Origin of the sequence: Aeromonas salmonicida (assembly GCF_028355655.1) — a bacterium.
In the GTDB taxonomy this organism is placed as follows: Bacteria; Pseudomonadota; Gammaproteobacteria; order Enterobacterales; family Aeromonadaceae; genus Aeromonas; species Aeromonas salmonicida.
On record NZ_CP110645.1, the window covers coordinates 316,532 to 328,993 of the forward strand.

At 57.0% G+C, this 12,462-nt stretch carries 13 protein-coding genes; 4 read left to right on the forward strand and 9 right to left on the reverse strand.

Annotation, left to right across the window (positions count from 1 at the left end):
- Positions 1-221: 221 nt before the first annotated feature.
- From ONZ54_RS01585 to ONZ54_RS01595, 3 genes are all read right to left on the reverse strand, one after another.
- Positions 222-572: a hypothetical protein gene (locus ONZ54_RS01585; protein WP_005316566.1), complete on the reverse strand. Its 351-nt coding sequence runs from the start codon at positions 570-572 to the stop codon at positions 222-224.
- 376 nt (positions 573-948) lie between these two features.
- On the reverse strand, positions 949-1,272 hold the full coding sequence (locus tag ONZ54_RS01590; RefSeq protein WP_416995716.1) for a hypothetical protein: 324 nt from the start codon (positions 1,270-1,272) through the stop codon (positions 949-951).
- Positions 1,273-1,358: 86 nt separating this feature from the next.
- The gene (locus ONZ54_RS01595; RefSeq protein ID WP_271787324.1) at positions 1,359-1,544 is read right to left on the reverse strand and encodes a hypothetical protein; all 186 of its coding nucleotides are present in this window, start codon (positions 1,542-1,544) and stop codon (positions 1,359-1,361) included.
- Positions 1,545-1,737: 193 nt separating this feature from the next.
- Here ONZ54_RS01595 and ONZ54_RS01600 point away from each other — a divergent pair, with 193 nt between their 5' ends.
- From ONZ54_RS01600 to ONZ54_RS01610, 3 genes are all read left to right on the forward strand, one after another.
- A complete protein-coding gene (locus ONZ54_RS01600) occupies positions 1,738-2,460 on the forward strand; it encodes a response regulator (RefSeq protein ID WP_005316557.1) in 723 nt (240 codons plus the stop codon).
- A 10-nt stretch (positions 2,461-2,470) separates the two neighbouring features.
- The gene (locus ONZ54_RS01605; protein WP_011899191.1) at positions 2,471-3,856 is read left to right on the forward strand and encodes an ATP-binding protein; all 1,386 of its coding nucleotides are present in this window, start codon (positions 2,471-2,473) and stop codon (positions 3,854-3,856) included.
- A gap of 173 nt (positions 3,857-4,029) precedes the next feature.
- Positions 4,030-5,445, forward strand: coding sequence for a transporter substrate-binding domain-containing diguanylate cyclase (locus ONZ54_RS01610; protein ID WP_271787325.1), 1,416 nt, complete (start codon positions 4,030-4,032; stop codon positions 5,443-5,445).
- Between the two features lie 31 nt (positions 5,446-5,476).
- Here ONZ54_RS01610 and ONZ54_RS01615 read toward each other — a convergent pair whose 3' ends face one another.
- From ONZ54_RS01615 to ONZ54_RS01630, 4 genes are all read right to left on the reverse strand, one after another.
- Positions 5,477-7,423 carry a ligand-gated channel protein gene (locus ONZ54_RS01615; RefSeq protein ID WP_059114041.1) on the reverse strand — a complete coding sequence of 649 codons (1,947 nt, stop codon included), beginning with the start codon at positions 7,421-7,423 and terminating at the stop codon, positions 5,477-5,479.
- A gap of 426 nt (positions 7,424-7,849) precedes the next feature.
- Positions 7,850-8,062 carry a transcription antiterminator/RNA stability regulator CspE gene (gene cspE / locus ONZ54_RS01620; protein WP_005316548.1) on the reverse strand — a complete coding sequence of 71 codons (213 nt, stop codon included), beginning with the start codon at positions 8,060-8,062 and terminating at the stop codon, positions 7,850-7,852.
- Positions 8,063-8,544: 482 nt separating this feature from the next.
- On the reverse strand, positions 8,545-8,829 hold the full coding sequence (locus tag ONZ54_RS01625) for a YjbD family protein (RefSeq protein WP_011899186.1): 285 nt from the start codon (positions 8,827-8,829) through the stop codon (positions 8,545-8,547).
- Positions 8,830-9,001: 172 nt separating this feature from the next.
- Positions 9,002-9,880 (reverse strand): cation diffusion facilitator family transporter, encoded by an 879-nt coding sequence (locus ONZ54_RS01630; RefSeq protein WP_034524357.1) that lies wholly within the window; start codon positions 9,878-9,880, stop codon positions 9,002-9,004.
- Between the two features lie 452 nt (positions 9,881-10,332).
- Here ONZ54_RS01630 and ONZ54_RS01635 point away from each other — a divergent pair, with 452 nt between their 5' ends.
- Positions 10,333-10,458 carry a hypothetical protein gene (locus tag ONZ54_RS01635; RefSeq protein ID WP_011899188.1) on the forward strand — a complete coding sequence of 42 codons (126 nt, stop codon included), beginning with the start codon at positions 10,333-10,335 and terminating at the stop codon, positions 10,456-10,458.
- A 75-nt stretch (positions 10,459-10,533) separates the two neighbouring features.
- Here the strand turns inward: ONZ54_RS01635 and ONZ54_RS01640 are convergent, their stop codons facing one another.
- Entirely contained in the window at positions 10,534-11,292 is a 759-nt protein-coding gene (locus ONZ54_RS01640; protein WP_271787326.1) for a substrate-binding periplasmic protein, read from the reverse strand.
- A gap of 168 nt (positions 11,293-11,460) precedes the next feature.
- A complete protein-coding gene (locus ONZ54_RS01645) occupies positions 11,461-12,051 on the reverse strand; it encodes a single-stranded DNA-binding protein (RefSeq protein ID WP_005316531.1) in 591 nt (196 codons plus the stop codon).
- Positions 12,052-12,462 lie beyond the last annotated feature (411 nt).

Consider the following 12,462-nt stretch of genomic DNA (forward strand, 5'->3'; position numbering starts at 1 on the left):
CTCCTGTCTGTTGTTGGCACTGTCTTGCGTGACCTTGTTGTTTGAGTCGCCATTATTAGCCATTTCGAACATAAAACGTTTGTTATCGCTCACAGAACCCGGAGCAGAAGATAAGGGAAATGACGGCTCGACGGGGTGATCCCCCTGCCGTGAGGCAGTGCGCGGGAAAGTGGAAAAAAGAAAGGGTGGCCGAGGCCACCCTTGTGCTGATTGCGATGCGCTTACTGGTGCGCTTCGGCAAACTGCTTCATCGCGTCGGCGTGCTTGGTCATGCCGTCGGCGCGCAGGTTCAGGTTCTTCACGAATTCGGCTTTCTTGGCCGGGTCTTCGATCCTGTCATAACGTTGTTGCAGGTTGGCCTGGATCTGCTCCGGAGTCATGTTTTGCATGCGGGCCATCTTGTCGTGGCGGCCACCGTGGTGCTTGCCACCTTTCATGCCGCTGCCATCCATGGGGCAATTGGTCATGGCGCCGGCTTGGGTAGTGGCAACGGCTTCGCTGGCGGCATAGGCGCCGAGCGGCAGGCCAAGGATCAGGGTGGCGGTCAGCAGAGTTTTGGTCAGAGTCTTCATGGTATATCTCCTTGCGGATTGAGTTCGGATTCGGCTTGCTCGCCTTGACCTCAAGTAAACACCAGACCGGTGTCTGAACTTTGCCAGTTGAAGCCTATTTTGTAGCAGAGTGTGACATCGGGATCTTGTATTTCGCCTTGCTGAAGACGGTAGCGAAAACAGGGGGGCCACTCATAGAAGAGTGGTTGCCTTCCGGTTAAATTTATCTGCTCATCGGGCCAGGGGAATAAGTGATAGTGGCGGGCACGAAATATATTCAGTGCCGGTATGAGCCAATAAAAATACCCCACCGGATACAGTCTCTGGCGGGGTATTTCTATGTCACCGGTCAGGCAACCTCATTATCGTGAGAAAACCACAGGATGAATAGGTTGGTTCAGCGCTGGCGGCCGCTGCCAACGCTGTAAGGCATGCGATAGCTGTCGCTCTCACCATCCAGGCTGAGGGTGAGATTGCCCTGGGCTCTCATCGGCAGACGGACCTGCTGCATCCCTTTCAGCTCGGCGGGCACCTGCTTGAGCAGATCGCCGGAGGCGTTGCGGATCATCAGGGTCGGGTTGGCGCTGCTGCTGGCGTTATCGTGCCAGTTGACGAACAGCAGGCCGGGGGCTGAGCTGACGTAGGCCGGAATGGCCGCTTGTGCCATGCCGATGTGGGCCAGTCCGGCCAGTGCAAACAGGGTCAGGGTCTTTTTAATCATCATTGTCTCCTTGGTGTGGCTCGCCGAAGGATGCCGGCGTTGTGTGTCATGGTGTCAGGCGCCGCCCGAACCGGGCGCGGTCTGCATCATGGGGAAGGGAAGCGTGTCTCGTCGGGCGCAGAGAGGCTGGCCGCCGTGATGCCATCGCCATCCGAAGGGGGCTCCCGGTTCAGGCGGTCTGTCTTTGCAGGTTGGTGTGGTGTGGCCGCCGCTCTGGCAAGGGCCTCACTGGCGGCATAAGCCAGCATGAAGGGCGTGGTGAGGGCGAGCATGGCCTGTCTCCTGCAATGAGCGAATATGGACGAGTTGGTGTGCCCCAAGTAAACCTTCGCCTTGTGTCTCAACTTTGCCGAGTGACCGCTTTTTTGTAGCAGAGTGTGGCATCTTGCTGATCTGGCACACTTTGACACAAACCGCCCGACAGATTTTCGTATACTCGTGCCAGCTCTAACAGGAGAGGCTCTCATGAACCAAAGCAGCACCCACATTCTGGTCGTCGACGATCACAGCGAGATCCGCGATCTGCTGAAACGCTTCCTGGAGCAGCATGGCCTGCGGGTCAGCTGTGCCCGGGATGGCAAGGAGATGAAGCGGTTGCTGGAAGAGCGGGAGTTCGATCTGCTGGTGCTGGACCTGATGATGCCGGGGGAGGATGGCCTGACCCTGTGCCGGGAGCTGAGGGCGAAATCCTGCATGCCCATCATAATGCTCACCGCCATGGGGGAGGAGACGGACCGCATCATAGGGCTGGAGATGGGAGCCGATGACTATCTCGCCAAACCGTTCAACCCGCGGGAGTTGCTGGCTCGCATCAAGGCGGTGATGCGCCGTACCAACGTCGAGCCGCAGCCCGCCCCCGAGACCCTGACCCGGGATCTACGCTTCGATCGCTGGCTGCTCGACATCAACCGGCGGGAGCTGGTGGATGAAGAGGGCGTGGGGCTGAGCCTCTCTACCGCCGAATTCGACCTGTTGCGGGTGTTTCTGGAACGTCCCCAGCGGGTGCTGAGTCGGGATCAACTGCTGGATCTGGCCCGTGGCCGGGAGGCTGTCGCCTTCGATCGGGCCATCGATACCCTGGTGAGCCGGCTGCGCCGCAAGCTGGAGCGGGATCCCAAGAACCCCGAACTTATCAAGACCATCTGGGGTGGCGGTTACCTGTTCGCCGCCGATGTGACCCAGGTGTGACCTCGTGGCCATGATCAAGCGATTGTGTTCCCGCCTCTGGCCCAAGGGGCTCACCGGCCAGATCATACTGGTGGCGCTGGCCGGGTTGGTGTTGATCCAGCTGCTCAGCATCCAGATCTACCGCTCGGATCGGGAGGAGGCGCTCGGTTACATCAACAGCCGCAATGCCATGCAGCGCATCGTCTCTGTGGCGCGTCTGCTGGCCCTGTCCCCCCCCTCGCTCTACGACGAAATTCTCAAGGCGAGCCGCAGCGATACTCTGCTGCTGCGCCTCTCCGACGAGCCGCTGCAACCGGAGAATCGCAGCCCCCGCTTCGAGCAGCAGGTGCGTTCACGGCTGGGCTATCCGCCGTCACTGATGGTGGAGATCAGCGCCGAGCTGAAGCAGGATGCCCAGCGCAGCCGCGCCTGGAAACACCACTCCCGCATGCTCAAGGACCGCAAGGGGATGCCGCCACCGCAGGACATGCGGCTGTATGGCTCCATCCAGTTGCCGCGCGGGGGCTGGCTGCAGTTCAGCTCTCTGGTGGACAAGGAGTCGTCGAGCTGGTCCTGGCAGACCACCTTCAACCTGATGCTGGTAGCTAGCATGGTCATAGGCCTGATGATCTGGCTGTTTCGCCGGGCGACCCGGCCGCTCAAACAGCTGGCCGCCAACGCCGACCGGCTGGGGCGTGGCGAGGATATAGAGCCGCTCCACGAAGAGGGGCCGACCGAGATCCGTGAATCCATCCAGGCGTTCAACCGCATGCATACCCGGCTCGACCGCTTCGTGCAGGACAGAACCCGGATGCTGGCGGCCATCTCCCATGACTTGCGCACCCCCATCACCAGTTTGCGGCTAAGAACCGAGTTTCTGGCCGAGGGAGAAGACAAGGAACGCATTCAGCAGACCCTGCAACAGATGGAGCAGATGCTGGCGGCCACCTTGAGCTTTGCCCGGGAAGAGGGGCAGCAGGAGGCGACCAGGGAGCTGGATCTGGTCAGTCTGCTGGAGAGTCTGTGTGACGATTATGCCGATACCGGTCAGCCGGTGACTTGTCTCGTGGAGGGAAAGCAGGTTTATGCCTGCCGCGCCAATACCTTGCGGCGGGTGCTGCAAAACCTCATCGGCAATGCCATCAAGTACGCCGGCAGTGCCGAGGTATCGCTGGAGCGCACCGAGAGTGAGCTGTTGATCCGGGTCTGCGATCAGGGGCCTGGCATAGATCCTGAACGGCTGGAAGATGTGTTCAAGCCGTTCGTGCGGCTCGATGAGGCGCGCAATATCGAATCCGGTAGCGTTGGGCTGGGGCTATCCATCGCTCGCACTCTGGTACATCAGCATGGGGGCGAACTCACCCTGCACAACCGGGAGCAGGGTGGGCTGGAAGCCAGGATTAGCCTGCCCCTGTAACTGTTGTCGAGGCTGTATGAGGAGGGCGCCCAGGTGGCGCCCTCCTTGGTTTATTTTGCTGCTATCAGACTGAAATAACGCCAATTTCATACTGGGTCATGCTTGCTCTTCTATGATGAAGCTAGTGATAATAAATGGCCGCATAGATGTCCAATAACAAGGTGGGTTCAGGAATGGCGGTCTCTTCTGGGGCAGGTTGGCGGGTCAGTTGGGGCGCAGGTTTGCTGCTCCTTGCACTCTTGCTGCCCGTCTGGGCTACCCCCGCGGTCAAACCCCTGATAGTGGCCAACTCCAAGGCCTGGCAGCCCTTCTCCTACATCAATGACAAGGGGCAGCCGGATGGCCTGTTGATCGACTACTGGCGGGAGTTCGAGCGGGTCACTGGGCGGCCGGTCCAGTTCAAGCTGGTGGACTGGCAGACCTCGCTGGAGCTGGTGCGCACCGGCAAGGCCGATGTCCATGGTGGCCTGCTCTGGTCACAGGAGCGCAATCCGCTCTATGACTATGGTCGGGCGCTCTCCCGGCTGGATGCCCAGCTGTTTTTTTCCAATTCTCTGCGCGGCACAGATGTGAATTACTACCTGTTGCACGAGAGTGTGGGGGTGGTAGCGGGTGGTTATGAGGAGTATTACGCCCGCAAGCACTTTCCCAACACGCGCCTGCAAGCCTTTGACGATAACGATGCCATGTTGAGTGCCGCCTTGAGCGGAAAGCTGGATGCCTTCATCGCCGATCTGCAGATGGCCAATTTTTATATCTACACCTCGAAAGATCCCACCCGCTTCATTCCCGTACGCCATCTCTACAGCGATGAGGTGCGTTTTGCCGTCGCCAAGGGCAATCAGGCCCTGTTGCAGGAGCTGGAGCAGGGATTTTCTCGCATGGGCGAGGCAGACAGGGAGCGCATTACCCGCAAATGGATGCATATAGAGACCGTCTATCCAATCCACTTCTGGTTCTGGCTATCGGCGGCGGCAGGGGCTGTATTGCTGGTTTACATAGTGCAGCTGAGGCGCGCTGTGGCGAGCAGTACCGCCGAGCTGGTCCGGGCCAATGCCCGGCTGGAGAGCCTCGCCAACACAGACTCCATGACGGGGATCCTGAACCGGCGCGCCTTCTTGCCGCTCTTGGCCGAGCGGCTGGCAAGCGGTCAGGCTTCGGCCCTGCTGCTGTTCGACATCGACCGTTTCAAGGGCATCAATGATCACTTTGGCCATGGCGTCGGGGATGAGGTGATCGCCGCCCTGGCCGAGCGGGTAGAGGCCGTCTTGCCAAGCGATGTGCTGTTTGCCCGGATCGGGGGAGAGGAGTTCTGCATCAGCTTGCCGATGGCAGATATGGCGGCGTTGCAAGGCTGGGCAAGCCGGATCGGACGGGAGGTGAGTGCTCAGAAGTTGCAGACCAGTGCCGGTGAGCTGGGGCTTTCCATCAGCACGGGGGCCGTCTGGGTGCCATCAGGGGTCAGGGCAGAGAGCCCTGGCTTGCTGCAGCAGGCAGACAAGCTGATGTACGGTTCAAAATCCCGTGGTCGCAATACCTGGCAGGCAGCCTGTTATGCAGAAGAGGACGCGGACAAAGAGGTGAAATAGGCCGCCGCCCGCGATGGGTGGCGGCGATTCATCAGAAGTTGTAGGTCATCCCCAGTGTGTAGCGGCGACCGTCCAGTACTGTACCGAAGCTGGTGTAATCCACCGTCTTGTCGAACAGGTTGTAGATACCGGCGGTCACGTCCAGGTTCTTGTTGGCCTTGTAGACCAGACCGGTGTCAAAGAAGGTGTAGGAAGGCGTGCCCTCTGCCATCTTGACCCGGCTCAGGTAGTCAGAGGTCTTGCTGCGGAAGTTGACCCGTGACCAGAGGCTGACCTCTTCTGTGGTCTGCCAGTCGACCGTGGTGTTGAACATGTGGCGCGGCATCTGGTTCAGAGGCTTGCCTTCCATCGAGCCGCTCTTCTGCTCGGACTGGGTGAAGGTGTAGCTGGAGGCGAGCGACCAGTCTTCGTTGATGGCCCAGTTGGCCGTGCCTTCCACCCCGCGCATATTCGCTTTGTCGACGTTGATGCGGTCGCTGATGAAGTCATAGGTATGACCGTTCAGGGTGCAGGAGGGATCGCTCTTGCTGGTGCAACGGCGGATCTCGGAGATCTTGTCCTCGAAGTCAGTGTTGAACAGCGTCAGCCCAGTGCTCAATCCCTCCTGACCATCCCACAGCAGTGCGATTTCCTGGCTCACGCTGGTTTCAGGTTTGAGTGCCGGGCTGCCCACCAGCATCCCATCCTGGGTGCCCCCACCCGTGGCCTGGCCCCAGTTGGCGGCCGACATGCGCAGATCTGGTGAACGATAGCCGGTGGAGACGCCCCCTTTCAGCGTCCATGACTCGGCCGGATGCCAGACCCCGTACAGACGCGGGCTCCAGTGAGTGCCGTAGTTCTGATCCCTGTCCATGCGTACGCCGCCGGTCAGGGCGAAGCTGTCGGTCAGTGCCCACTCGTCCTCCACGAACATGGCCCAGCTCCAGCGGGTCAGCTGGTTGGCGCGGTTGGCCACGTTGAGCTGGTTGCCTTGATCCTGCAGATCCTCGTAGCGGTACTGGCCACCCACGCTCAGGTAGTGATCCCCAAGCTCAAACTGGGTGTGGGTGTCGGCTATGGTGTTGATGAGCTTCATCTGGCGGCCGGGATTGGTGTTCTCTTCCCGCTGCAGATAGCTGGTGGAGGAGCCAAAGTCGTAGCGGCCGTCGTGGGTGATGGCGTAGTTGGTGCGCTCGTAAGTGCTCAGGCTGGGCTTGGACTTGGCCGGGATGGACTCACCCGGTGTGCGATCACGATCCTGCAGACCGCGGCTGGCCTCGAAGTCGAAGCGATTGTGCTCGTCAGGGGTCAGGCTGAACACGGCAGTGCCGCTGCGCATCTCCTGTTCGGCGAAGCCATTCTGGAACTGATCCTCACCGCGATGGGAAAGCTGGCCGTTCAGACGCACCCCCAGCAGCCCGTCTACCAGAGCGCCGGCCGTGTAGGCGTTGGTCTGGAAGATGTTGCCTGAGTCCTTGTTCTCCTGGAAGGTGGAGTCAGCATGCAGCGAACCCTGCCATGCAGTCATGCTGGCGGTCTTGCGGGTGATGACGTTGATGACGCCGCCCATGGCATCGGATCCGTAACGGGAGGACATGGGGCCACGCACTACCTCGATACGCTCTATGGCTTGCAGCGGTGGCAACCAGCCCTGCTCTATGCCCGGGCCATCGCTGTTGGGACGAGTGCCACGACTGTCGACACGCTTGCCATCTACCAGCATCAGCGTGTATTTGGAGCCCATGCCACGAATGCTGATGTCACTGCTGCTGCCACCCCCGGTGATCACCACGCCCGGCACATCTTTCAGTGCATCGGTCACGTCGCGGTAGGCGCGTTTTTCCAATTGCTCACGGGTCACTACCGAGATGGAGGCGGCGGTATCTTCGATCTTCTGCTGGAAGCCGGAAGCCGTCACGACCATGACTTCCTGTTCGGCGGCATAGGCGTGGGAGGCGAGGGCGGCGAGAATGAGCGTGGTCAGCTTGTTGCGGTGCATTTTTATCATGTTGGCCTGAACTCTTTTAATGAGAAAGTGACATTCATCCTTTGGGTGAACTCGATGGGGTGACTTCACTGCATCCCGCGTGAAATCAGGACCGGGAAGGTTCAATTGAATAATCTTCCCGTTTGTCGGCTGGCATTGTAATGATCAGTGAAAGATGTGTAAACGATAATTAATCTCATTAAGTTTATTGAGCTGTCATAGGGGCGGCTGGAGGGGCAGACAGAGCGGGGAGTACTTGGGTGACACAAAGCAGCAAGATGAACAGAGCCGAGGGAGAGATGAAAGGGCTGAGAGAGGGGGAAAGCGGGTAAACACTGAATTTCAGACAACAAAAAACCCGCCTAGGCGGGTTTTTTTAATTCTTGCAGAAGGTCTTCTCAGCAGGCGTTAGCTAGCGTGAAGGCTTCCTTGCTTGAATTACAGACCAACTACGTTGGCAGCAGCCGGGCCTTTCTGGCCTTGCTCGATGGTGAACTCAACGCGCTGACCTTCGTCCAGAGTTTTGAAGCTGGTGGACTGGATTGCAGAGAAGTGTACGAACACGTCTTTGCTGCCGTCAGCCGGGGAGATGAAACCAAAACCTTTCTCGGCGTTGAAGAATTTAACGGTACCAGTCATTTTGTTAGACATAATAATTTCCTAAAATAGTGTTTTAAGTGCCAAAAGTTGGCAATCTATGATTTTTCGTCAGCAATACGTATGGGGAGCACTAAAGAAGGAGAATTATTTAATAAGAACTATCGTAGATAACTCTTATACTAATCACTGCTTTACTAAAATGACTGCCTAACATAAACAGGTCTGAACTACCGAACCATCGAGAGAGATTAAAACATGCTCTCTTCGTTAAAGCAAACTTTATCTCAATATTAATTTCTGGTTATCGACGTGCTACCAACTTCATATTGTCACATGAGCCACGGCGTTCACTGGCGAGATTGAGCGCTGGCCCTTGCGATGATTGGCGCCGAGCTTTTTTGTGACTGGCGTAGAGGCGTTCCTGATCAAGAGCGGTATAGCAGTGCTCTTCCTTGGTTGCCGCAGGGCCTGAATGGCAAACGCCCACCCACACCGGTCTGGTGTGGGTGGGCGCTCATCAACACAGCGCTAACTCAGCGCTTGCTGCGAAACTTGTTGCTGACGGAGTCGATCCAGCTGAAGGTTTCTGGCAGTACCTGATTTCTGGCCCGTTCTTTGGCCTTTTCCCGAGCCAGTTTGGAAGCCACCTTGGCCGCCTCTGCACGATCTGCCACGATTTTAAGCCGGCCTTCCTCACGGATCCTGTTACGTTCTGCGTTGGTCAGCTGATGATCAGCATTGGCCTGGGCTTTTTGGAGCAACAGGGTTATCTCGGCCTTTTCGGCTTCGGTGAGGTCTTTCATTTCCAACTTTTTCACGGCGCGCTCCTGGGGCGGCTGGGGGGTGGAATACATTAACACATTTTCACCGACTATTTCTTATGCAATCCGCTCTGCTGGCATAAAAGAGCCGGTTCTGCACTTTTCTCCGTCATTTATCTGCCAGTTCACTGCAGATTTCTCGTATGTCCCGGTTTGTCTGGTACATCTCTCAGCTGTGGCCGCTCGGTTCGACATGGATCAGCACTATGGCATGAGGTATGTGACGCATTATGCCTTCTTCTATCCGATCGCAGATGGCGTGGGAGTGTTCGATGCTCATCTCCTTGGGCAAGGTCAGATGGAAATCGATGTGGCGACGGCGTCCGGCCTGGCGACTGCGCAGGGCGTGAAAGCCCCCATGCTCCGGGCAGCACTGTTCGATCACTCGGGTCGTCATGGCCAGCTCCTCCTCGTTCATGCTGTGGTCCAGCAGTGGTTGAAAAGCCTGGTCAAGCATGGATATTGCTTCTCTGAGAATGAAGAGCGCCACGCAGATGGCGACTATGGGGTCGAGCAGATAGAGGTTGTAACCCAGCCCGGCGGCGAGCCAGATACCCGACAGACCGACAGCCACCCCGAGGGAGGTCAACACGTCTGCCTTGAGGTGCAGGGCATCAGCTGCCAGGGCAACGGATTCTTCCTCTTTTGCCACCCGATACAGATAGGTGGAGACGCCGCTGTTGACCAGCGCCGAGATCAGCATGACCAGTACGCCAAAACCCACGCTTTCGATCGGCGTTGGTGTAATCAACTTGCCGATAGCTTCAAAGATGATCCAGCCTGCGGCCAGCAGGATCAGCAAAGCTTCGATCACGCCGGAGACGTTTTCTATTTTGTCATGTCCATAAGGATGGCGTTGATCGGGGGGAATATCTGACCTGCGTACTGCAAACAGGGCGATGAGAGCCGCCACCAGATCCATTGCCGAATGAATGGCCTCCGAAATAATACTGACGGAGCCACTCAGAATACCAGCGAATATCTTCATGATAATCAGTGTGATGTTTGAGCAAACGGAGACCAGCGCCGCTCTCGTTTTTCTGGTCATGGGATGTCCTTATTCTCGGGAACATAATTATGAAAATAAGTCGGGATAATATCAGCTTGAAAATAAAACCGCCTATTCAGGTTGTAATATTTTGTTTCTGACGGTAGTGAGAATGCTTATCTAAATTACCTTGTCTTATTTAAAGAATAGTTATTTTTGATTTGGTGATTTATTTCGATTCGTGAGTAAATATGTCAGGGGAGGCGAATTTTATCAGGCATACTCAGGTTTTTTGGCCTTTCATGCCATCACGTATCCGATCTGGGCCGTGGTGGAGGTGTGACTCATGACGAACCCTGGCTGATGAGGGTGGATTCTTGCGCAACATTGGGGGTATGCTGGAGTGAGTGCGATCAATCGGTCGTCACTGAAAGCGTACTACTGAAGTCTACGATTCGGATGGCATGCTGGAACCTGGGTTCCAACTGTCTGGGTAACATTTTTGGAGTTTGATGATGAGTAACAAAGAACATCACAACGGCAAAGATGCCAAGAAAAAACCGCAGATGTCACTGAAAGAGAAGCGCGACGCCAAACGTCAGAAAGCAGACCTGAAAAATGGCAGCGCTATAAAGTAACGCTCCTCCACGCTGTAGTTCCTCTGGAGCCAGTATCAAGCCAGCCTTTCACAGGCTGGCTTTTATGTTTTTGCCTTATGGTGTGGCGCCGTAGGCCTCGAAGATCTTCCTATAGCGTCCGTCGGCTCGCATGGCATCCAGTTGGCGATCGAACCTGCGTTGCAGCTCCACCTGACGAAAGGCGAAATGGTAATGGGTTGGCGCAAACAGGTCATATTGCCTGACCCGGCCACTAGCATAGAGCTCGGCGCCATATTTGCTGTCGGCCAGCTCTGCCAGATAGTAGTAAAACACCCGCTGCTCCAGGATCACTGCATCCACCCGCCCCAGCATCAGTCTGTGAACCTGCCCCTGTTGTTTGGCGACCTCCTCATAGCGGGGATTTTGATCCGCCATGCTGGCAAAGGCACCTCCCAGTATCTGGCGAGCCCGCTGAAAGGCGCTGACTCTCAGGGTTTTCATATCGTCCAGTGTGCTGATATGAGTCTTGCCGAGGGTGAACACCCGGTTATGGAAGGCGATCACTGGCTGTGACAGGAAGACATTGTTCAGCATGCCGGGCTTGACGTTGATGATGGCGTCAAGCTTGCCGGACTCCAGCATCCGGAAAGTGCGTTCCAGTGGCAGATATTCAAAGCGGGGCTCATAGCCACTGTCGCGAAAGGCCTCTTTAAACAAGTCGAGCTCGATCCCGCGTCCCTCTTCCTCGATCACATAGGGGGGGATGGCGAAGCTGACGCCCACCCGCAGCAGTTCGGCGGCAAATAGCCGGGGGGCCACCATGGCGGTGGTCAGACAAATGGTGAGCAGTAGCGTGCGATGCAGAAACACCATGAGTTCTCTCTGGCAAACGAGTCGCCCTGAGCATAATCCCAAGACGGCCTGTGACACGTGGAAATAACGGCCACATTCACACAGGAATAGCACCGCATGCCGGGCCTGCGTCAATAACAGGTAAAAAAAGGCCCTGCATGAACAGGGCCTCTCGGGATTCATTGCCGATTAAAAAGGGATGTCGTCGTCGAAGTCCATCGGCGGCTCGTTGTAGACAGGCGGTGCTGACTGGGGCTGCTGGGCCGGACGACCATAACCGCCTTGTGGCTGCTGCATGTTCTGCTGCGGTGCGGCGGCAGGACGAGCCTGGTTTACCGGCTGCTGGGCTGGCATGCCTTGCTGCGGTTGGCCCCAGTTGCCCTGCGCTTGAGGTTGGCCACCCATGTTTTGGCCTGCGCCACCTTGCGGGCGACCACCCAGCATCTGCATCACGCCACTAAAGCTGTCTACCAGCACTTCGGTGGTATAACGCTCTTGGCCACCTTGATCCTGCCATTTGCGAGTCTGCAGTTTCCCTTCGACATAGACCTGGGAGCCCTTCTTCAGGTACTCACCAGCCACTTCGGCCAGCTTGCCCATGAATACCACACGGTGCCATTCGGTACGCTCTTTCTGCTCACCGGTCTGCTTGTCGCGCCAGGTTTCAGAGGTGGCCAGGGTGATATTGGTCACGGCACCGCCACTCGGCATGTAGCGTACTTCCGGGTCTTGTCCCAGGTTACCGATCAGAATGACTTTATTGATGCCTCGACTGGCCATAATCTATCTTCCACCCTTTATATACCGGCCAGGCCATATGCCCGGACCAATTCAACATATCGTTTGTTTTCTGCGAGATAGGCAGCATCGCTTGGCGACACTGACACATCATGCGATGACTGAACCCGGTTCAGTCGGCCAGCTGGCCAATGTTCCGCTTTCAGATTTTGGCCGCAATAATAACAGTTGGCGTGAACGAGCGCACATCTTCCTGCCCTGTCATCCTCCACCCGGAGCATGAACCGAAGGATTAACTTACACGAGGCCGACCATGACCAGCAAGCGAGCAGGGCTGGATGGCCTGAGCAAACGTAGCAAAACGGATCCCGACTGCACTGTGACACTCTTTGTCAGGCACAGTGCCAGTATTCCACCCAAATGGGGGGGGATGGCTAGTCATTTGTATTGCTT

Bases quoted from the DNA above. Each gene is read 5' to 3' on its own strand.
- ONZ54_RS01635 (WP_011899188.1), top strand. From the start codon at position 10,333: ATGATGAGTAACAAAGAACATCACAACGGCAAAGATGCCAAGAAAAAA.
- ONZ54_RS01590 (WP_416995716.1), bottom strand. From the start codon at position 1,272: ATGATTAAAAAGACCCTGACCCTGTTTGCACTGGCCGGACTGGCCCAC.
- ONZ54_RS01640 (WP_271787326.1), bottom strand. From the start codon at position 11,292: ATGGTGTTTCTGCATCGCACGCTACTGCTCACCATTTGTCTGACCACC.
- ONZ54_RS01615 (WP_059114041.1), bottom strand. From the start codon at position 7,423: ATGCACCGCAACAAGCTGACCACGCTCATTCTCGCCGCCCTCGCCTCC.
- ONZ54_RS01585 (WP_005316566.1), bottom strand. From the start codon at position 572: ATGAAGACTCTGACCAAAACTCTGCTGACCGCCACCCTGATCCTTGGC.
- ONZ54_RS01605 (WP_011899191.1), top strand. From the start codon at position 2,471: ATGATCAAGCGATTGTGTTCCCGCCTCTGGCCCAAGGGGCTCACCGGC.
- ONZ54_RS01630 (WP_034524357.1), bottom strand. From the start codon at position 9,880: ATGACCAGAAAAACGAGAGCGGCGCTGGTCTCCGTTTGCTCAAACATC.
- ONZ54_RS01600 (WP_005316557.1), top strand. From the start codon at position 1,738: ATGAACCAAAGCAGCACCCACATTCTGGTCGTCGACGATCACAGCGAG.
- ONZ54_RS01610 (WP_271787325.1), top strand. From the start codon at position 4,030: ATGGCGGTCTCTTCTGGGGCAGGTTGGCGGGTCAGTTGGGGCGCAGGT.
- ONZ54_RS01595 (WP_271787324.1), bottom strand. From the start codon at position 1,544: ATGCTCGCCCTCACCACGCCCTTCATGCTGGCTTATGCCGCCAGTGAG.
- ONZ54_RS01645 (WP_005316531.1), bottom strand. From the start codon at position 12,051: ATGGCCAGTCGAGGCATCAATAAAGTCATTCTGATCGGTAACCTGGGA.
- cspE (WP_005316548.1), bottom strand. From the start codon at position 8,062: ATGTCTAACAAAATGACTGGTACCGTTAAATTCTTCAACGCCGAGAAA.